This window comes from Kitasatospora sp. Ki12, assembly GCF_054601375.1.
The window spans coordinates 1,150,524-1,169,657 of the sequence record NZ_BAAIHT010000003.1 but is presented as its reverse complement, the minus strand read 5'-3'; the positions used below and the strand labels follow the sequence as shown (position 1 = coordinate 1,169,657).

Sequence of the window (19,134 nt, the reverse complement as noted above, 5' to 3'; positions counted from 1 at the left end):
TCCCGGCCCCGCCGTGCTGCCCGCCCCGCCGCCCGGCCCCGCAGGGCACCTCCGCCCCCAACCCCCACCCCGCCGTCAGCCCCTCGCCCCCGGGGAAGTAAAAGTATGACGATTTGGTTTCCGCCACTTGAATACGTCATATCTTTGAAGCGATAGTGGCGGCCAGGCAACGAAGGAGCACGACCCATGGCTCTCAGCGTCGAGAACCACGACCTCCCGCAGACCCCTCCCACGATCGTGGTGATGGGCGTCTCGGGCGTCGGCAAGACCACCCTGGCCCGCCTGCTGGCGGACCGCCTCGGCCTCCCCTTCGCCGAGGCGGACGACTTCCACCCGGCGGCCAACATCGCCAAGATGTCGGCCGGCGTCCCGCTGGACGACGAGGACCGCGCCCCCTGGCTGCGCGCCATCGGCGCCTGGCTGGGCGAGCGGACCGAGGACGGCAGCGGCGGTGTGGTCACCTGCTCGGCGCTGAAGCGCCGCTACCGCGACACCCTGCGCGCGGCCTGCCCGGGCGCCTTCTTCCTGCACCTCAGCGGTGGCCACGAGCTGGTCGAGGACCGGCTCAGCCACCGCACCGGCCACTTCATGCCGTCGTCGCTGCTCGACTCGCAGTACGCCGCCCTGGAACCCCTGGCGGTGGACGAGCGCGGCGCCGTCCTGGACGTGGGCCCGTCCCCCGAACAACTCGTCGAGATGGCCGTGGCGCTGCTGCGGCCCGTCAATGGAGACCTCGCGTGAGCACTGCCCCCACCCTGCTGGCGGCCGCCCCACCGGTCCTGCCGCACACCGGTAGCAACTCCCAGCTGCTGGTCGCGGTGCTGCTCAGCATCGGCGCGATCGTCGTACTGATCACCAAGCTGAAGCTGCACCCGTTCCTCGCCCTCACGCTCGGCTCCGGTCTGCTGGCCGCCGTCGCGGGCGCCCCCTTCGACAAGCTGCTGAGCAGCTTCTCCACCGGCTTCGGCTCCACCGTGGCGAGCGTCGGCCTGCTGATCGGCCTCGGCGCGATGCTCGGCAAGCTGCTCGCCGACTCCGGCGGCGCGAACATCATCGCGGACACCGTGCTGTCCCGGACCGGCAACAAGGCGCTGCCCTGGGCCATGGCGCTGATCGCGGCGGTGCTCGGCCTGCCGCTGTTCTTCGAGGTCGGTGTCGTCCTGCTGATCCCGATCGTGCTGCTGGTCGCCCGCCGTGGCAACGTGCCGCTGATCCGGGTGGGCATCCCGGCCCTGGCCGGCCTGTCGGTGCTGCACGGCCTGGTGCCCCCGCACCCGGGCCCGCTGGTCGCCGTCGACGCCCTGAAGGCCGACCTCGGCATCACCCTGGCGCTCGGCCTGCTGATCGCCGTCCCGACCCTGGTCATCGCCGGTCCGCTGTTCGCGCGGGTCGCCGAGCGCTGGGTCGGCCCGCTGGAGATCCCGGCGGCCACCGCCCCCGAGGAGACGGTCAGGAACGACCGCACGCCGTCCTTCGGCGCGGTGCTGGCCACCATCCTGCTGCCGGTCGTGCTGATGCTCGGCAAGGCGCTGGCCGACGTGGTGATCGACGACCCGAAGGCGGTCGCCCAGCGGGTCTTCGACTTCGTCGGCTCCCCGCTGATCGCCCTGCTCGCCGCGACCCTGCTCGCGATGGTGACCCTCGGCCGGGCGGCCGGCTTCGACCGGGCGCGGATCTCCGACACCGTCGGCAAGTCGCTCGGCCCGATCGCGGGCATCGTGTTCATCGTCGGCGCGGGCGGCGGCTTCAAGCAGACCCTGATCGACGTGGGCGTCGGCAGCGCGGTGAGCGAGTGGTCCGGCAAGTGGCACATCTCCGCGCTGCTGCTGGGCTGGCTGATCGCCGTGCTGATCCGGCTGGCCACGGGCTCGGCGACGGTCGCCACGATCACCGCGGCGGGCATCGTCTCCCCGCTGGCCGCGACCATGTCCTCGACCCACGCGGCCCTGCTGGTGCTCGCGATCGGTGCCGGCTCGCTGTTCTTCTCGCACGTCAACGACGCCGGCTTCTGGCTGGTGAAGGAGTACTTCGGGATGAGCGTCGGGCAGACGCTGAAGTCCTGGTCGGTGATGGAGACGGTGATCTCGGTCGTCGCGATCGCCCTGATCCTGCCGCTGAGCCTGATCATCTAGGCGCCGCGGCGGAAGCCGCAGCACCGCCGAGGGGCGGCACCCGTGAACCGTACGGGTGCCGCCCCTCGGCGTTCGGTCGGTCCCTCCGCCCGCCGAGGCCGCCCGCTCAGTCCGTCCGCCCCAGCAGCCCCGACAGCACGGCGGCCGTCGACGCCAGCAGCTCCTCCGCGACCACGCCGCCCGCCGCCGTACGGGCCAGCAGGCCCTCCCGCGCCGCGAGGATCACCGCCGCGGCCTGCCCGGCGCTCGCGCCCGCGGGCACCAGCTCCGGCAGCACCCGTTCCAGGACGTCGGCCAGCGCCCGCGCGACGGTCCGGTCGTGCACGGCGAGCTGCGCGGCCAGCGCCTCCGTCCGGGCGGCGACCAGCCGGAACTCCAGGAACAGCAGGATCCACCCGGTCTCCGCGGGCTCGACCCGCAGCAGCGCCTCGACCAGCAGCCGGGCCCGTTCCCGCGGTGCCAGCGCCTCGCAGGCGGCGGCCAGTTCCTCCAGCTCGGCCATCCGCCGGGCCGCCTGGTCGTCGAAGAGCGCCAGCAGCAGGTCCTCCTTGCTGGCGAAGTTCGAGTAGAAGGCGCCGCGGGTGTAGCCGGCGGCTGCGCAGACGTCCTCGATGCTGGTCCGCGCGAAGCCGACGGTGAGGAACAGTTCGCTCGCCGCGGCCAGCAGCCGGGCCCGGGTGTGGACGCGGCGTCGGGGCGGTCGGGGAGCGGCGGCATCAGCGGGGGGCGGGTTCACAGGAGAACGGTACATGGTGTATTCAGTACGAGTCGTATTCAATACGAGTCGTACTGAACCGGCCCCGCGAGCCGTACGGAACCTGCCGTGCGTGCCGTGGCGAACCGCCGTGCCCGTACCCGAGGGGGACCACCACCATGAGCCGACTGCTGATCACCAACGCCCACCTGCTCCACCCCGAGGAGGGCACCCGCACCGACCTCGGCTGGCTGGAGGCCGCCGACGGCCGGATCGCCGCCACCGGCACCGGCCGCCCGCCCGCCGCGTCCGACGGCGTCCGGGTGGTCGACGCGGCGGGCGGCACCGTCCTGCCCGGGCTGATCGACGCCCACGTCCACCTGCTGGTCACCACCCTCGACCTGCACGACGTCGCCGACTGGACCCCCGGGTACGCGACCGTCCGCGCCCTCGCCGAGGCCGAGCGGATGCTGCGCCGCGGCTTCACCACCGTCCGCGACGTCGGCGGCGCCGACCACGGCGTGGCCCGCGCCCTCGCCGAGGGCCTGGTGCTCGGCCCCCGGCTGCTGCACGGCGGCAAGGCGCTGTCCCAGACCGGCGGCCACGGCGACCTGCGCCCGCTCGGCGACGACGCCCTGCCCTGCTGCGAGTCCCGGCCGAACTTCGGCCGGATCGCCGACGGCGTGGACGCCGTACGGGCCGCCGCCCGGGACGAGTTCCGCAAGGGCGCCCGCCACCTCAAGGTGCTGCTCTCCGGCGGGGTCGCCTCCCCGCACGACGAGATCGCCGCCGTCCAGTACAGCGAGGAGGAGATCCGCGCGGCGGTCGAGGAGGCGGAGAACCACAACCGCTACGTCACCGTGCACGCCTACCACCCGCGCGCGATCGACCGCGCCCTGCGGGCCGGGGTCCGCTGCGTGGAGCACGGCAACCTGCTGGACGACGGCACGGTGGCCCTGCTGCTGGAGAAGGACGCCTTCCTGGTCCCCACCCTGGTCGCGTACGAGCAGACCGCGAAGCTCGGCGCCGCCTCGGGCCTGCCGCCCGCGTCCGTCGGCAAGCTCGCCGAGGTCCGCGACCGCGGCCTGGACGCCCTGGAGCGCGCCCACCGCGCGGGCGTCAACCTGGTCTACGGCAGCGACCTGCTCGGCCCGCTGCACCCGGCCCAGCTGGAGGAGTTCACGCTGCGCGCCCAGGTCCAGCCGGCCGCGGACGTGCTCCGCTCGGCGACCACCACGGCGGCCCGGCTGCTCGGCATGGCGGGGGAGATCGGCACCCTCGCCCCGGGCGCCCACGCCGACCTGCTCGTCGTCGACGGCGACCCGCTGGCCGACCTCACCGCCCTCACCCGCCCGGAGCGGCACCTGCGCCACGTGGTGAAGGCCGGGCTACCGGTCTGACAAAGCAGCGGGCGGGCGCCCGGGAGAATCCCGAACGCCCGCCCGCCGTACAGCCGTTGTTGCCTACTTGGTCCCGCGCTTCGCGAGGAAGGCCTCGACCTCGTCCCGGATCTCCGGCGTGTCGAGCCCGCGCACCGTCATGGTGGTGCGGCGGCGCAGCACGTCGTCCGTCGTGTACGCCCACTCGTTGTCGGCCGCGTAGGCGACCTGCGCCCAGACGTCCGGGCCGTCGGCGTGGATCGGCCGGCCGAGCTCCGGGTTCTCGTCGATCATGCGGGCGATCTCGAAGGAGAGGGTGCCGTAGTGGCTGGCCAGGTGCTTGGCGACCAGCGGCTCCATCCGCGAGCCCGGCTCACGGTCGATCAGCAGGCGGTGCGCCACCGCGTTCGGCGCGCCGACGCCCGGCAGCGGGACGGTCGGGGCGATCGGGGACATGTCCTCGCCGAGGCTGGTGCCGGGCACGTGGGCCAGCTTCTCCAGCACGGCGCGGCCGATGTGGCGGTAGGTGGTCCACTTGCCGCCGGAGACCGACAGCATGCCGCCCTTGCCCTCGGTGACGACCGTCTCGCGCTTGGCGGCGGCGGTGTCGCCCGGGCCGCCCGGCAGTACGCGCAGGCCGGCGAAGGAGTAGGTGATCAGGTCACGGTCGAGGTGCTCGTCGCGGATCGCGTGCGCGGCCTCGCCCATGATCTGGTCGATGTCCGCGTCGGTGGCCCGGACGTCCTTCGGGTCGCCGGTGTACTCCTCGTCGGTGGTGCCGAGGAGGACGTGGTCCTCCCACGGGATGGCGAAGGAGACGCGGTACTTGTCGATCGGGATGGTCAGCGCGGCGCGCCACGGCGAGCGGCGCTTGACGACCACGTGGGCGCCCTTGGAGAGGCGGATCGACGGCGCGGCGCCGGCGTCCTCCATCTTGCGCAGGTGGTCGACCCACGGGCCGGTGGCGTTGAGCACCAGGCGGGCGTCGATGCCGAACTCGCTGCCGTCGAGGCGGTCGCGGAGCTCGGCGCCGGTGACCCGGCTGCCGGTGAAGCGCAGGCCGGTGACCTCGGCGTGGTTGAGCACCACGGCGCCGGCGTCGACGGCGGCGCGCACGGTCATCACGGCGACGCGCGAGTCGTTCATCTGGTGGTCGCCGTAGACGGCCACCGAGCGCAGGCCCTCGGTGCGCAGCGCGGGCACCTGCTGGGCGGCGTGGGCGGCGGTGGAGACCCGGCCCATGCCGTCGCGGAAGGCGGACAGCGCCGAGTAGAGGAACACGCCGGCGCCGAGCTTGGCGGCGCCGTGCGGGCCGCCCTTGTAGACCGGGACGAAGAAGGTCAGCGGGTTGACCAGGTGCGGGGCCACGTCGGTGGAGAGCGCGCGGCGCTCCTTGTGGTTCTCCGCGACCAGCTTGACCGCGCCGGTCTGCAGGTAGCGCAGACCGCCGTGGACGAGCTTGGAGGAGGCGCTGGAGGTTGCGCCGGCGAAGTCGCCGGCGTCGACCATGGCGACCTTCAGGCCGGCCTGGGACGCGGTCCAGGCGACGGCCGTGCCGAGGATGCCGCCCCCGATCACCAGCAGGTCGTAGGTGGCCTTGCCGAGCAGCTCGCGGGTCTCGGCGCGGGAGGCGGTGCGGCCGGCGGTGCGCTCGGCGCCCAGGGTCGGGATGGTTGCCATGGTGGTTGTGTACGGCGCGCGGGTCAGGCGGCGCCGTTACTCCTCTCGTGTGCGGTGCGGCCCCTCCGGAGAGGCCGGTCGGCCCGGTGCGGCGGGCCGGTGAAACGCGGTGACACCCGCTGCCTGAACAGCGGGCGGCCGGCCGGGGCACGGGGCCCCGACCGGCTTGTCGGTCAGTTGTTCTCTTCTTCCTCCACCCAGCCCATGGTGCGCTCCACGGCCTTGAGCCACTTCTTGTACTCGCGCTCCCGGGTGGCCTCGTCCATGCGCGGGGTCCACTCGGCGGCGCGGTGCCAGTTGGCCCGCAGGGTGTCGAGGTCGTTCCAGAAGCCGACGGCGAGACCGGCCGCGTAGGCGGCGCCGAGGGCGGTGGTCTCGGCCACGTACGGGCGCTCGACCGGGGCGTCCAGGACGTCGGCGATGTTCTGCATGAGCAGGTTGTTGCTGGTCATGCCGCCGTCGACCTTGAGGGCGGTGAGCTCGACCCCGGAGTCCTTCTGCATGGCGTCGACGACCTCGCGGGTCTGCCAGGCGGTGGCCTCCAGGACGGCCCGGGCCAGGTGGCCCTTGGTGACGTACCGGGTCAGACCGGCGATCACACCGCGGGCGTCGGAGCGCCAGTACGGGGCGAACAGGCCGGAGAAGGCCGGGACGAAGTAGGCGCCGCCGTTGTCCTCGACCGTGTTGGCGAGGGTCTCGATCTCGGCGGCGGTGGAGATGATGCCGAGCTGGTCGCGCAGCCACTGGACGAGCGAGCCGGTGACGGCGATCGAGCCTTCCAGCGCGTAGACCGGCTTCTGGTCGCCGATCCGGTAGCCGACGGTGGTCAGCAGGCCGTGGTACGAGTTGACGATCTTCTCGCCGGTGTTGAGCAGCAGGAAGGTGCCGGTGCCGTAGGTGGACTTGGCCTCGCCCTCGTTGAAGCAGGTCTGGCCGAACAGCGCGGCCTGCTGGTCGCCGAGCGCGGCGGCGACCGGGACGCCCGCCAGGTCGCCGACGGCCTCGCCGTAGACCTCGGCGGAGGAGCGGATCTCCGGCAGGACGGCCAGCGGCACGCCCATCGACTCGGCGATCTTCTCGTCCCACGCCAGCGTGTTGAGGTTCATCAGCATGGTGCGGCTGGCGTTGGTCACGTCGGTGACGTGCTTGCCGCCGTCGACACCGCCGGTGAGGTTCCAGATGACCCAGGTGTCCATGGTGCCGAACAGGATGTCGCCGGCCTCGGCGCGCTCGCGCAGGCCCTCGACGTTGTCCAGCAGCCAGCGGATCTTCGGGCCGGCGAAGTAGCTGGCCAGCGGGAGGCCGGTCTCGCGGCGGAAGCGGTCCTGGCCGACGTTGCGGCCGAGCTCGCGGCAGAGCGCCTCGGTGCGGGTGTCCTGCCACACCAGGGCGTTGTGCACCGGCTCACCGGTGTTCTTGTCCCACAGGACGGTGGTCTCGCGCTGGTTGGTGATGCCGATGGCGCGGATGTCGTCCTTGGTCAGGCCGGCCTTCTCCAGCGCACCGCGGACGACCGACTGCACCCGGGTCCAGATCTCGGCGGCGTCGTGCTCGACGTAGCCGGGCTGGGGGAAGATCTGCCGGTGCTCCTGCTGGTCGACGGAGACGATCCGGCCGTCGGCGCCGAAGATGATGCAGCGGCTGGAGGTGGTGCCCTGGTCGATCGCGGCGATGTAGTTACCGGTGGAGGTCATGGGGAGGTCCTCGGCTCAGTTCGGGGGATACGGGGTGGGTGGGTCTGACGCTCGCGTACGGACGTCCGGTCAGTCCCCGTGCTCGGTGGGTGCGAACCCGGCTTAGAAGAGGGCGTTGTAGACGCCGCCGGCCGCGAGGCCGCCGAGGACCGGGCCGACGACCGGGATCCAGGCGTACGACCAGTCGGAGCCGCCCTTGTTCGGGATCGGCAGCAGGGCGTGCGCGATGCGCGGGCCGAGGTCACGGGCCGGGTTGATCGCGTAGCCGGTCGGGCCGCCCAGCGAGAGGCCGATGCCGACGACGGTGAAGGCCACCATCAGGGTGCCGGTGCCGGTCTGCGAGAGGCCGGTGTTGGTGCCGATGGTCAGGATCGCGAAGCAGAGCACGAAGGTGCCGATGACCTCGGTGAGGACGTTCTGGAACCGGTTCCGGATCTCGGGCCCGGTCGAGAAGATGCCGAGGGTGGGCTCCTCGTTGGCGTTGAACTGGCCGAGGTAGGTCGCCCAGACCAGCACGGCGCCGATGATCGCGCCGAGCAGCTGCGAGCCGAGGTAGAGCGGCACCTGGCTCCAGTCGCCGCTCTTGACCGCCAGGGCGAGGGTGACTGCCGGGTTGAGGTGCGCGCCGGACTTCGGAGCCGACATGTAGGCGGCGATGAGGACCGCGAAACCCCAGCCGAAGGTGATCGCCAGCCAGCCGGCGTTGACGGCCTTCGACTTCTTGAGGGTCACGGCGGCGCAGACGCCACCGCCGAGGAGTATCAGCGCGGCGGTGCCGAGGGTTTCGCCGACGAAAACGTCGCCGTTGGAGAACGCGGACACAAAAGACTCCCTTGTCCATATGGCCCGGAGGTGCGGGTGGGGGCGGGCGGCCGGTCGATCGCGGTGCGGGTGAGCGCACTGGGGGACTGATCTCCCCGGCCAGCGTTCGACAATGTCGACCGTCATGCGGAAGCTTCCTCCCCAGGTCGCCCCCGCGTCAAGGCAGGGTTACGCAGCTGTGACCCTCGCCTCGGCAGGTCCTCCGAAGTTACCGAGCGGAGCGCTCCGAAACAGGACAAAACGCCAAGGCGCGGACAGGCTCCCCGCCTGTCCGCGCCTCAGCGTGACGAAATGACCGCTGTTCTCAGAACCGCCCGGCACCCAGGTCACGGGAGATCGCCCGCGCCGCGCTGCGCACCGAGGCCACCAGCGAGGGCTTCACGAAGCCGTCCTCGCAGACCCGCTCCACCGGCCCGCTGATGCACACCGAACCGACCGGGTTGCGCCGCCGGTCCTGGATCAGCGCGCCGATCGAGGCCACGCCCTCCCAGGTCTCCTCGATCGAGTCCGACCAGCCGCGCTCGCGGATCAGCGCGCACTCGGCGTCCACGTCGACCGCCTCGGTGAGCGTGCGCACGGTGTACGACTCGTACGGCCCGTCGCCCAACTCCCCGCGCGCGACCGGGTCGTAGGCCACCAGCACCTTGCCGAGGGCGGTGCTGTGCAGCGGCTGCATCGAGCCGACCTCCAGCACTTGCCGGGTGTCGTCCGGCCGGAACACGTGGTGCACGATCAGCACGCCCTGCTGGTGCAGCACCCCCAGGTAGACCGTCTCCCCGGCCGCCCGGGCCAGGTCGTCCGCCCACACCAGGGCCCGCGCCCGCAGCTCGTGCACGTCCAGGTAGCTCTGTCCCAGCCGCAGCAGCTCCGCGCCCAGCTGGTACTTGCCGCTCTCCGGATCCTGCTCGACGAACCCCTCCTGCTGCAGCGTGCGCAGGATGCCGTGCGCGGTGCCCTTGGCCAGGCCCAGCGCCGTCGAGACCTCGGACAGGCCGAGGCGGCGCTCACCGCCGGCCAGCAGGCGCATGATCGCGGCGGCCCGGGAAAGCGACTGGATCGGGCCGGGCATGGATACCTCCGCTGACAGGCGGTCGACATTGTCGACCGCAGTGGTGACGGGACGAGTCTGCCAGGCCACACAGACTCCGTGCACCTTCCCCCTCGGTTACCCGCCCCCGGCCGGGCGCCGGAGCCCGCCCCGGCCGGGCGCACGCTCCCTAACCCACCGCGCCGTTCGACGGCACCCGGCGGACCGCCACCTCCGCCGCGAGCGCCGCGATCCCGTCCGGCCCGACCCGGCAGCAGCCGCCCACCAGCCGGGCCCCGGCCGCGAGCCAGCCGCCCACCCGGGCCGAGCGGAAGGTCGGCTCCCCGCGCCAGCCCCGGCGCTCGGCGTCCCAGTGCTCCCCGCTGTTCGGGTAGACCACCACCGGCTTCCCGGTCACCTCGGCGGCCACCGCCACCGCCCGGTCCGCGTCCTGCGGAGTGCAGCAGTTGACGCCCACCGCCAGCACCTCGTCCACCTCCGCGGCGAGCGCGAACGCCTCCGCCAGCGGCTGCCCGGCCCGGGTCCGGTCGCCCTCGACGCTGTACGACAGCCAGGCCGGCACCCCCAGCCCGCGCACCAGCTCCAGCAGCGCCCGCGCCTCGTCCGCGTCCGGCACCGTCTCCAGCGCCAGCACGTCCGGCCGGGCCGCCGCGAGCACCTCCAGCCGCGGCCGGTGGAAGGCCACCAGCTCCCCGACGCTCAGCCCGTACCGGCCCCGGTACTCCGAACCGTCCGCCAGCACCGCCCCGTACGGGCCCACCGACGCGGCCACCCAGCGCCGCCGCCCGCCCGGCTCGGCCCACGCCGCCTCCCGGGCCAGCTCCACGCTGCTCGCCAGCAGCCGCGCGGCCTGCGCCCGGCCGATGCCGCGCCGGGCGAAGCCCTCGAAGCTCGCCTGGTAGCTCGCCGTGATGGCGACGTCCGCGCCGGCCTCGAAGTACGCCCGGTGCACCGCCACCACCGCCTCCGGGTCGTCGGCCAGCAGCCGGGCCGACCACAGCTCGTCCGACAGGTCGTGCCCCGCCGCCGCCAACTGGTTCGACATCCCGCCGTCCAGCACCAGCGGACCGGCGGCCAGCGCCGCGGCGAAGTCCGGCGGGGGAGCAGTGGGCATGGCGGCCTCCTCTGGTGCGGTCGGTGCTGGTCACAGCCTAGAAGGAGGAGGCCTCCGCCGACCGGGAAAAGCATTTGCCGCTCAGGAACGCGATCGCCTACGTTGTGCTCAGGACGAGAACGACAGCACCTGACAACAGCTGACAGCCCGAGACGGCAAGCCGGACAATCAAGAAGAACAAGACGAGACACGAGTGAGCGCGGAAGGACCGGCGATGGCGGCGGACGACCAGCCCGGCACCGGGCCCGCGGCCGAGCGGGAATGGCTCGCCGCGTACGACCCGCGCGCCTACGCCCCGATCGCCGTCACGGTCGACGTGGTCGCCCTGACCCTGCGCCAGGGCAGCCTGCACGTGCTGCTCGTCGAGCGCGGCGCCCCGCCCTACCAGGGCTGCTGGGCACTGCCCGGCGGCTTCCTGCGGGCCGGCGAGGAGGGCCTGGACGAGGCCGCCGCCCGCGAACTCGCGGAGGAGACGGGCCTCCAGGGCGCGGCCGAGGCCACGCTCTGCCGACTCCACCTGGAGCAGCTCGGCACCTACGGGGCCCCCGAGCGGGACCCGCGGATGCACGTCGTCTCCGTCGCCTACCTCGCCTTCGCACCGGACCTCCCCGACCCCCAGGCCGGGACGGACGCCGCGGCCGCCGCCTGGCACCCCGTCCGCGACCTGGACCTCCGGCCCCGCGGCCGGTCCCGAGCCGCCGGTGCGCCCGCCGACACCCACGGGGGTGGCGTCGACGGGCGCACCGGCCCCACTCCGCTCGCCCTGGCCTTCGACCACGCCCGGATCCTCGCCGACGGGCTCGACCGGGTGCGCGCCAAGCTGGAGTACAGCCCGCTGGCCACCGCCTTCCTGCCCCACGACTTCACCATCCCCGATCTGCGCGCCGTCTACGAGGCCGTCTGGGACGAGAAGCTCCACCCGGGCAACTTCCACCGCAAGGTCCTCTCCGTCCCCGGCTTCGTCGAGAGCACCGGCACCACCACCCAGCGCGCCGGAGCCCGCGGCGGCCCCCGCGCCCGCACCTACCACGCCGGCGACGCCTCCCTCCTGCACCCCGCCCTGCTCCGCCCCACCCGTGAGGACCGGCCGGGCGAGGACCAGCCGGGCGAGGGCCGGCCGGGCGAAGGCCGACCGGTCGACGGCCCGCAGGGCGAACAGCACTGATCGCCGGACCCCCGGGTCCACCGCCGGCCCACCGGGCTACCATCCGGCCATGACCACCGACGAAGCGACCCAGACCACCCACCGGCCGTTCTCGCACTGCCACTTCTGCGGCACGCCCTACCCGCCCGACACCCGGGCCTGGCCCCGCACCTGCCCCGGCTGCGCCGAGATCAGCTACCGCAACCCGCTGCCCGTCGCGGTCACCGTCCTCCCCGTCACCCGGCCCGACGCCGACCCCGCCCTGGTCGTCATCCGCCGCACCATCGAGCCCGGCTACGGCGAACTCGCCTTCCCCGGCGGCTACATGGACTACGGCGAGAGCTGGCAGCAGGCCTGCGTCCGCGAACTGCACGAGGAGACCGGCATCACGGCCGACGCCGCCGAGGTCACCCTGATCCACACCGCCTCCGACCCCAACGGCCGGTTCGTGTTCCTCTGCGGCCTGCTGCCCGCCCGCCCGCTCGCCGCGCTCCCGCCCTCGCGCCCCACCGACGAGACCGACGGCTGGTTCCTCGCCGACACCGACACCGCACTCGTCTGGGACTTCCACAACAGCGTCCTGCGCCGCTGGTTCGGCGGAGAGTTCACCCCCCGCTGACCAGCGGACCACTCGCCGGCGGACCCTGGCGCGACGGCCGCGCACATGGCATGGTCTGCACCGACAGCCCAACCGGACGGGCCTGCCACAAGCTCTCCCGTCCCCACCACCGGCCGGGAGACCACCACCGTGAGCACCCCATCCCAGGACCAGCCGCTCTGGCGCCCCAACCCCGCTCGCGCCGCCGCCACCAGCCTGGTGGCCTTCCAGGCCTGGGCCGCCGAGCACCACGGCGCCCCGGCCGCCCCGCTCGCCCCGGCCGCCGACGACCAGCAGGCCGCCCAGCGCTACGCCGACCTGCACGCCTGGTCCACCGACGACCTCGACCGGTTCTGGACCGCCGTCACCCAGTGGTTCGACGTCCGCTTCACCGAGGCCCCCGACGCCGTCCTCGCCGACCCGGCGATGCCCGGCGCCCGCTGGTTCCCCGGCGCCCGCCTCAACTACGCCGAGCACGCCCTGCGCGCCGCCGACGACCCCGCCAACGCCGACCGCCCGGCCATCCTCCACCTGGACGAGACCACCGAGCAGCCCGTCGTCCTCACCTGGGCCGAGCTGCGCCGCCAGGTCGGCTCGCTGGCCGCCGCGCTCCGCGCCCGGGGCATCGGCCCCGGCGACCGGGTCAGCGCCTACCTGCCGAACGTCCCGCAGGCCGCCGTCGCCCTCCTCGCCACCGCCGCCGTCGGAGCGGTCTGGACCAGCTGCGCCCCCGACTTCGGCGCCCGCAGCGTCCTCGACCGCCTCCAGCAGATCGAACCGGCCGTCCTCTTCGCCATCGACGGCTACCACTACGGCGGCAAGGACCACGACCGCACCGAGGTCGTCGCCGAGCTGCGGCGCGAGCTGCCCAGCCTGCGCACCGTCGTCCACGTCCCACTGCTCGGTGGCCCGGCCCCGGAAGGCGCCCTCGACTGGGACGACCTGGTCGCCGACGAGGTCGAGCCGGTCTTCGAGCCGGTCCCCTTCGACCACCCGCTCTGGGTCCTCTACTCCTCCGGCACCACCGGTCTGCCCAAGGCCATCGTCCAGAGCCAGGGCGGCATCCTGCTCGAACACCTGAAGCAGGCCGGCCTCCACCTCGACCTCGGCCCGCAGGACCGCTTCCTCTGGTACACCTCCACCGGCTGGATGATGTGGAACTTCCTGCTGGCCGGCCTCCTCGTCGGGGCCACGATCGTCACCTACGACGGCAGCCCCGGCCACCCCGACACCGGCGCCCTCTGGTCGGTCGCCGCCCGCACCGGCGCCACCGTCCTCGGCACCTCCGCCGCCTACGTGATCGCCAGCCGCAAGGCCGAGCTCCACCCCGGCCGGGACCTCGACCTCTCCGCCGTGCGCTGCATCGGCACCACCGGCTCGCCGCTGCCGCCGGACGGCTTCCGCTGGATCTACGACGAGGTCAAGTCGGACGTCTGGCTCGCCTCCGTCAGCGGCGGCACCGACGTCTGCTCCTGCTTCGTCGGCGGCGTCCCCACCCTCCCGGTGTACCTGGGCGAGATCCAGGCCCCCTGCCTCGGCGCCGCCGTCGAGTCCTGGGACGTCCAGGGCAAGCCGCTCACCGACGCCGTCGGTGAGCTCGTCGTCACCAAGCCCATCCCGTCCATGCCCACCGGCTTCTGGAACGACCCCGAGGGCACCCGGTACCACGACAGCTACTTCGACATGTACCCCGGCATCTGGCGCCACGGCGACTGGATCACCGTCACCTCCCGGGGCACCGTCGTCATCCACGGCCGCTCCGACTCCACCCTCAACCGCCAGGGCGTCCGGATGGGCTCCTCGGACATCTACGAGGTGGTCGAGCGCCTCCCCGAAATCTCCGAGTCCCTGGTCATCGGCCTGGAGGAGCCCGACGGCGGCTACTGGATGCCGCTGTTCGTCGTCCTCGCCCCCGGCGCCGAGCTGAACGACGGGCTCATCGGCCGCATCCGCACCTCGCTGCGCACCGAGCTCTCCCCGCGCCACGTCCCCGACGAGGTCGTCGTCGTCCGCGGCCTGCCGCACACCCTCACCGGCAAGCGGATCGAGGTCCCGGTCAAGCGCATCCTCTCCGGCACCCCGCTGGAGCAGGCCGTCAACCCCGGCTCCGTCGACAACATCGAGTACCTGCGCTTCTTCGAGCAGCTGCGGGTCGACCGCCAGGCCTGACCGGCCCGGTACGACACGGAAGGGGCGCCCCCACCGCGATGGTGGGGGCGCCCCTTCCGGTTCCCGCCGGTGTCCCTACTCGTGCCGTCCCTACTCGCCGGACAGCACCTGCTGCGCCGCGACGCGCGCCTCCTCGGCGCTGTCCGCGGCCCGGGCCGCCTCGGCCGCCCGGCGGCACTGCGCCAGCGTGTACTTGGCCAGGGTGGACCGCACGTACGGGATCGACGCGGAGCCCATCGACAGGCTGGTGACGCCCAGACCGGTCAGCACCACGGCCAGCAGCGGGTCGGACGCGGCCTCGCCGCAGACGCCGCAGCTCTTGCCGGCCACCCGCGCGGCGTCGGCCGCCGCGGCGATCAGGTCCAGCAGCGCCGGCTGCCACGGGTCCTGCAGCCGCGCCAGCGCACCGACCTGGCGGTCCGCCGCGAACGCGTACTGGGCGAGGTCGTTGGTCCCCAGCGACAGGAACTCGACCTCCTGCAGGATCGACCTGGCCCGCAGCGCGGCCGAGGGGATCTCCACCATCGCACCGAACTTGGCGTCCAGCCCGGCCTCCCGGCAGGCGGTCGCGAAGTCCTTGGCGTCCTTGCGGTCGGCCACCATCGGGGCCATCACCTCGAGGTGCACCGGCAGTCCCGCGGCGGCCGTGGCCAGCGCCCGCAGCTGGGTGCGCAGCACCTCGGGGTGCTCCAGCAGGGTGCGCAGACCGCGCACGCCCAGCGCCGGGTTCGGCTCGTCGGCCGGGGTCAGGAAGTCCAGCGGCTTGTCCGCGCCCGCGTCGAGCACCCGGACGACGACCCGGCCCTCCGGGAACGCCTCCAGCACCTTGCGGTACGCCTCGACCTGCTTCTCCTCGCTCGGAGCCTTCGCCGAGTCGTCCAGGAACAGGAACTCGGTGCGGAACAGGCCGACGCCCTCGGCGCCGTTCTCCAGCGCGGCCGGCACGTCCGCCGGGCCGCCCACATTCGCCAGCAGCGGGACGCGGTGCCCGTCAGAGGTCTGCCCCGGGCCGGAGGAGGCAGCCAGCGCGGCCTTGCGCTCGGCGGCGACCGCCCGCAGCTCGTCCTGCTTCTCCTGCGAGGGCTCCAGCAGCACGTCGCCCGAACTGCCGTCCACGGCGACGACAGTGCCCTCGGCCACGTCGGTCGCCCCGGGCAGCGCCACGACGGCCGGCACGCCCAGCGCCCGCGCCAGGATGGCGCTGTGGCTGGTCGGCCCGCCCTCCTCGGTCACGAAGCCGAGCACCAGCGTCGGGTCGAGCAGCGCGGTGTCGGCCGGCGCCAGGTCACGGGCGAACAGCACGTACGGCTCGTCGCTGTCCGGCACCCCCGGCATCGGCACCCCGAGCAGCCGGGCCACGATGCGGTTCCGCACGTCGTCCAGGTCGGCGACCCGCCCGGCCAGGTACTCCCCGGCGGAGGCCAGCAGGGCACGGAAGGCCGCGAAGGCGTCGTAGACACCGCGTTCGGCACTGCTGCCGACGGCGATCCGGCGGGACACGTCGGCCATCAGCTCCGGGTCCTGCGCCATCAGCGCCTGGGCCTCCAGAACGGCCTGCGCCTCGCCACCCGCGAGGTTGCCGCGCGCGATCAGGTCGGCGGCGACCGCCTCCACGGCGGCCTGGGCGCGCGCCTGCTCCCGCGGGGCGTCCTCGGTCGGGATCTGGGTGGCCGGGGGCTCCAGCACCGCCGTCCCCATGTGACGGACCTGGCCGATCGCGACCCCGTGGCTGACACCCACGCCGTGCAGTGTCTTCTCCATGTACCTGTCTCCGCTGAGTCTGTGTGTGGGGGATAGAGAGGGGTCAGCTCCAGCTGAACAGCGGCTCGCCGGAGACGGCCTCGCCGTCCTCCCGCAGGGCGCCGAGCGAGTCCGGGGCGGCCTCGAGCGCGACGATCGGCGAGATCGGCGACTTGCCGGCGGCCTCGACGGCGGCCGGGTCCCACTTGATGACGGCCTGGCCGCGGGTCACCGTGTCGCCCTTGTTGACGAGCAGCTCGAAGCCCTCGCCGTTGAGCTGGACGGTGTCGATCCCGAGGTGGGTCAGCACACCGTGGCCCTCGTCGTCCACGACCACGAAGGCGTGCGGGTGCATGGAGACGACGACGCCGTCCACCGGAGCGACCGCCTCGGTGGGCCGACGGACCGGGTCGATCGCGGTGCCGGGGCCCACCATCGCGCCGGAGAACACCGGGTCCGGCACGCCGGCGAGCCCGACGACCTTGCCGGTCAGCGGCGACGTCACAGTGGTCATGGTTGTGCCTCCCAAGAGCGCAGTACAGCGAGCGGCCGCGAGGAGCGGCACGACGATCAGCTGAAGCCTAAATCATGTCAACTAAGGACATCTGTCGACATTCCCGGGCGAACCCCCCGCCCGCGCCCACCTGCCGGCCGGCGTCCCCACCGGCCCGCGACTGGTCTAGTCCTCTCGGCCCGATGCGCCGCACTCTACAGGCATCTTGGCGAATCGGGACCATTGCTGTATATGCTCGCGAGAGCAACAAATCATGCCGCCGACCGGGTGACACCGGGCGCGCCCCGATTCGCACTCCGGTCGGCGACCCGCTATGGTTGGTCGAGTCGCCACAACTTGGCGGTTAACACCAGATTTCAGATGCGAAAAGCTCCGGTAAACGGAGCGGAAAACATCTGGTAAGCTGGAAACACGAAAGAACGAAGCCCGGAGGGCCTGCTGGAAGGCAGTCCGAAGGAAGCGTCCGTTCCTTGAGAACTCAACAGCGTGCCAAAAGTCAACGCCAGATATGTTGACATCCCCGGCCTCGATCACTTGATCGGGGTTGGAGATTCCTTTTGAAGTAAAACACTAGCGAGGACGCAGTGCGCGGGGCCACCCTATTCCGGTGGTTGCCGTGCCGCTCAACGCGGGTGTCGACCCGATTACGGGTATACATTCACGGAGAGTTTGATCCTGGCTCAGGACGAACGCTGGCGGCGTGCTTAACACATGCAAGTCGAACGGTGAAGCCCTTCGGGGTGGATCAGTGGCGAACGGGTGAGTAACACGTGGGCAATCTGCCCTGCACTCTGGGACAAGCCCTGGAAACGGGGTCTAATACCGGATATGACCTTCCTCCGCATGGGGGTTGGTGTAAAGCTCCGGCGGTGCAGGATGAGCCCGCGGCCTATCAGCTTGTTGGTGGGGTAATGGCCTACCAAGGCGACGACGGGTAGCCGGCCTGAGAGGGCGACCGGCCACACTGGGACTGAGACACGGCCCAGACTCCTACGGGAGGCAGCAGTGGGGAATATTGCACAATGGGCGAAAGCCTGATGCAGCGACGCCGCGTGAGGGATGACGGCCTTCGGGTTGTAAACCTCTTTCAGCAGGGAAGAAGCGCAAGTGACGGTACCTGCAGAAGAAGCACCGGCTAACTACGTGCCAGCAGCCGCGGTAATACGTAGGGTGCGAGCGTTGTCCGGAATTATTGGGCGTAAAGAGCTCGTAGGCGGCCTGTCGCGTCGGATGTGAAAGCCCGGGGCTTAACCCCGGGTCTGCATTCGATACGGGCAGGCTAGAGTGTGGTAGGGGAGATCGGAATTCCTGGTGTAGCGGTGAAATGCGCAGATATCAGGAGGAACACCGGTGGCGAAGGCGGATCTCTGGGCCATTACTGACGCTGAGGAGCGAAAGCGTGGGGAGCGAACAGGATTAGATACCCTGGTAGTCCACGCCGTAAACGTTGGGAACTAGGTGTTGGCGACATTCCACGTCGTCGGTGCCGCAGCTAACGCATTAAGTTCCCCGCCTGGGGAGTACGGCCGCAAGGCTAAAACTCAAAGGAATTGACGGGGGCCCGCACAAGCAGCGGAGCATGTGGCTTAATTCGACGCAACGCGAAGAACCTTACCAAGGCTTGACATATGCCGGAAACATCCAGAGATGGGTGCCCCCTTGTGGTCGGTATACAGGTGGTGCATGGTTGTCGTCAGCTCGTGTCGTGAGATGTTGGGTTAAGTCCCGCAACGAGCGCAACCCTTGTTCTGTGTTGCCAGCATGCCTTTCGGGGTGATGGGGACTCACAGGAGACTGCCGGGGTCAACTCGGAGGAAGGTGGGGACGACGTCAAATCATCATGCCCCTTATGTCTTGGGCTGCACACGTGCTACAATGGTCGGTACAAAGGGCTGCGATGCCGCGAGGCGGAGCGAATCCCAAAAAGCCGGCCTCAGTTCGGATTGGGGTCTGCAACTCGACCCCATGAAGTTGGAGTTGCTAGTAATCGCAGATCAGCATGCTGCGGTGAATACGTTCCCGGGCCTTGTACACACCGCCCGTCACGTCACGAAAGTCGGTAACACCCGAAGCCGGTGGCCTAACCCGTAAGGGGAGGAGCCGTCGAAGGTGGGACCAGCGATTGGGACGAAGTCGTAACAAGGTAGCCGTACCGGAAGGTGCGGCTGGATCACCTCCTTTCTAAGGAGCACATGGCCGCTTGCAGGCGAATGTTCTGCACGGTCGCTCATGGGTGGAACGTTGACTATTCGGCACGGTCTGGAACACCAGCGCTAGTACTGCCTTCGGGCGTGGAACGCGGATCTGGTTGCCGGGATCGTGTCGGGCACGTTGTTGGGTCCTGAGGGAACGGGTTTCCGTTGTCTCAGTGCCGGCCTCACTCGAGGTGGTCTTCGGATCATTGAG

General features: G+C 71.7%; 14 protein-coding genes and 1 rRNA gene. 7 read left to right on the top strand and 8 right to left on the bottom strand.

The window, feature by feature from the left end; genetic code table 11:
• Positions 1 to 186 precede the first annotated feature (186 nt).
• Positions 187 to 741: a gluconokinase gene (locus ACYP53_RS35770; RefSeq protein ID WP_189924069.1), complete on the top strand. Its 555-nt coding sequence runs from the start codon at positions 187 to 189 to the stop codon at positions 739 to 741.
• Positions 738 to 2,132, top strand: a complete 1,395-nt coding sequence (locus ACYP53_RS35765) for a GntT/GntP/DsdX family permease (RefSeq protein WP_459650505.1) — start codon at positions 738 to 740, stop codon at positions 2,130 to 2,132. Before ACYP53_RS35770 ends, ACYP53_RS35765 begins: the two co-directional genes overlap by 4 nt.
• Positions 2,133 to 2,238: 106 nt before the next feature.
• Here ACYP53_RS35765 and ACYP53_RS35760 read toward each other — a convergent pair whose 3' ends face one another.
• Complete coding sequence (locus ACYP53_RS35760) at positions 2,239 to 2,868, bottom strand: TetR/AcrR family transcriptional regulator (RefSeq protein WP_459650504.1); 630 nt, start codon at positions 2,866 to 2,868, stop codon at positions 2,239 to 2,241.
• A 137-nt stretch (positions 2,869 to 3,005) separates the two neighbouring features.
• Here ACYP53_RS35760 and ACYP53_RS35755 point away from each other — a divergent pair, with 137 nt between their 5' ends.
• A complete protein-coding gene (locus tag ACYP53_RS35755; protein WP_459650503.1) occupies positions 3,006 to 4,226 on the top strand; it encodes a metal-dependent hydrolase family protein in 1,221 nt (406 codons plus the stop codon).
• A gap of 63 nt (positions 4,227 to 4,289) precedes the next feature.
• On the opposite strand, the gene ACYP53_RS35750 is transcribed toward ACYP53_RS35755, so the two are convergent.
• The 5 genes from ACYP53_RS35750 to mmuM form a co-directional block, all read right to left on the bottom strand.
• Positions 4,290 to 5,885: a glycerol-3-phosphate dehydrogenase/oxidase gene (locus tag ACYP53_RS35750; RefSeq protein WP_189924075.1), complete on the bottom strand. Its 1,596-nt coding sequence runs from the start codon at positions 5,883 to 5,885 to the stop codon at positions 4,290 to 4,292.
• 173 nt (positions 5,886 to 6,058) lie between these two features.
• The gene (gene glpK, locus ACYP53_RS35745) at positions 6,059 to 7,579 is read right to left on the bottom strand and encodes a glycerol kinase GlpK (protein WP_189924077.1); all 1,521 of its coding nucleotides are present in this window, start codon (positions 7,577 to 7,579) and stop codon (positions 6,059 to 6,061) included.
• Positions 7,580 to 7,681: 102 nt separating this feature from the next.
• Positions 7,682 to 8,401, bottom strand: a complete 720-nt coding sequence (locus tag ACYP53_RS35740) for an MIP/aquaporin family protein (RefSeq protein WP_459650502.1) — start codon at positions 8,399 to 8,401, stop codon at positions 7,682 to 7,684.
• Between the two features lie 304 nt (positions 8,402 to 8,705).
• Entirely contained in the window at positions 8,706 to 9,470 is a 765-nt protein-coding gene (locus tag ACYP53_RS35735; protein ID WP_459650501.1) for an IclR family transcriptional regulator, read from the bottom strand.
• A gap of 148 nt (positions 9,471 to 9,618) precedes the next feature.
• A complete protein-coding gene (gene mmuM, locus ACYP53_RS35730) occupies positions 9,619 to 10,563 on the bottom strand; it encodes a homocysteine S-methyltransferase (protein WP_189924083.1) in 945 nt (314 codons plus the stop codon).
• A 214-nt stretch (positions 10,564 to 10,777) separates the two neighbouring features.
• On the opposite strand from mmuM, the gene ACYP53_RS35725 reads away from it, so the two are divergent.
• Genes ACYP53_RS35725 through ACYP53_RS35715 form a run of 3 tightly spaced genes read left to right on the top strand, consistent with a single transcriptional unit; the run spans position 10,778 to position 14,474 of the window.
• A complete protein-coding gene (locus tag ACYP53_RS35725) occupies positions 10,778 to 11,728 on the top strand; it encodes an NUDIX hydrolase (protein ID WP_459650500.1) in 951 nt (316 codons plus the stop codon).
• Between the two features lie 49 nt (positions 11,729 to 11,777).
• Positions 11,778 to 12,326 (top strand): NUDIX domain-containing protein, encoded by a 549-nt coding sequence (locus tag ACYP53_RS35720; protein ID WP_189924087.1) that lies wholly within the window; start codon positions 11,778 to 11,780, stop codon positions 12,324 to 12,326.
• A gap of 45 nt (positions 12,327 to 12,371) precedes the next feature.
• Complete coding sequence (locus tag ACYP53_RS35715) at positions 12,372 to 14,474, top strand: acetoacetate--CoA ligase (RefSeq protein ID WP_459650499.1); 2,103 nt, start codon at positions 12,372 to 12,374, stop codon at positions 14,472 to 14,474.
• A 90-nt stretch (positions 14,475 to 14,564) separates the two neighbouring features.
• On the opposite strand, the gene ptsP is transcribed toward ACYP53_RS35715, so the two are convergent.
• Both ptsP and ACYP53_RS35705 read right to left on the bottom strand, forming a co-directional pair.
• Complete coding sequence (gene ptsP, locus ACYP53_RS35710; protein WP_189924091.1) at positions 14,565 to 16,235, bottom strand: phosphoenolpyruvate--protein phosphotransferase; 1,671 nt, start codon at positions 16,233 to 16,235, stop codon at positions 14,565 to 14,567.
• 43 nt (positions 16,236 to 16,278) lie between these two features.
• Positions 16,279 to 16,728, bottom strand: coding sequence for a PTS sugar transporter subunit IIA (locus ACYP53_RS35705; protein ID WP_459650498.1), 450 nt, complete (start codon positions 16,726 to 16,728; stop codon positions 16,279 to 16,281).
• Between the two features lie 657 nt (positions 16,729 to 17,385).
• On the opposite strand from ACYP53_RS35705, the gene ACYP53_RS35700 reads away from it, so the two are divergent.
• Positions 17,386 to 18,909: ribosomal RNA gene (locus ACYP53_RS35700) — 16S ribosomal RNA — on the top strand.
• Positions 18,910 to 19,134 lie beyond the last annotated feature (225 nt).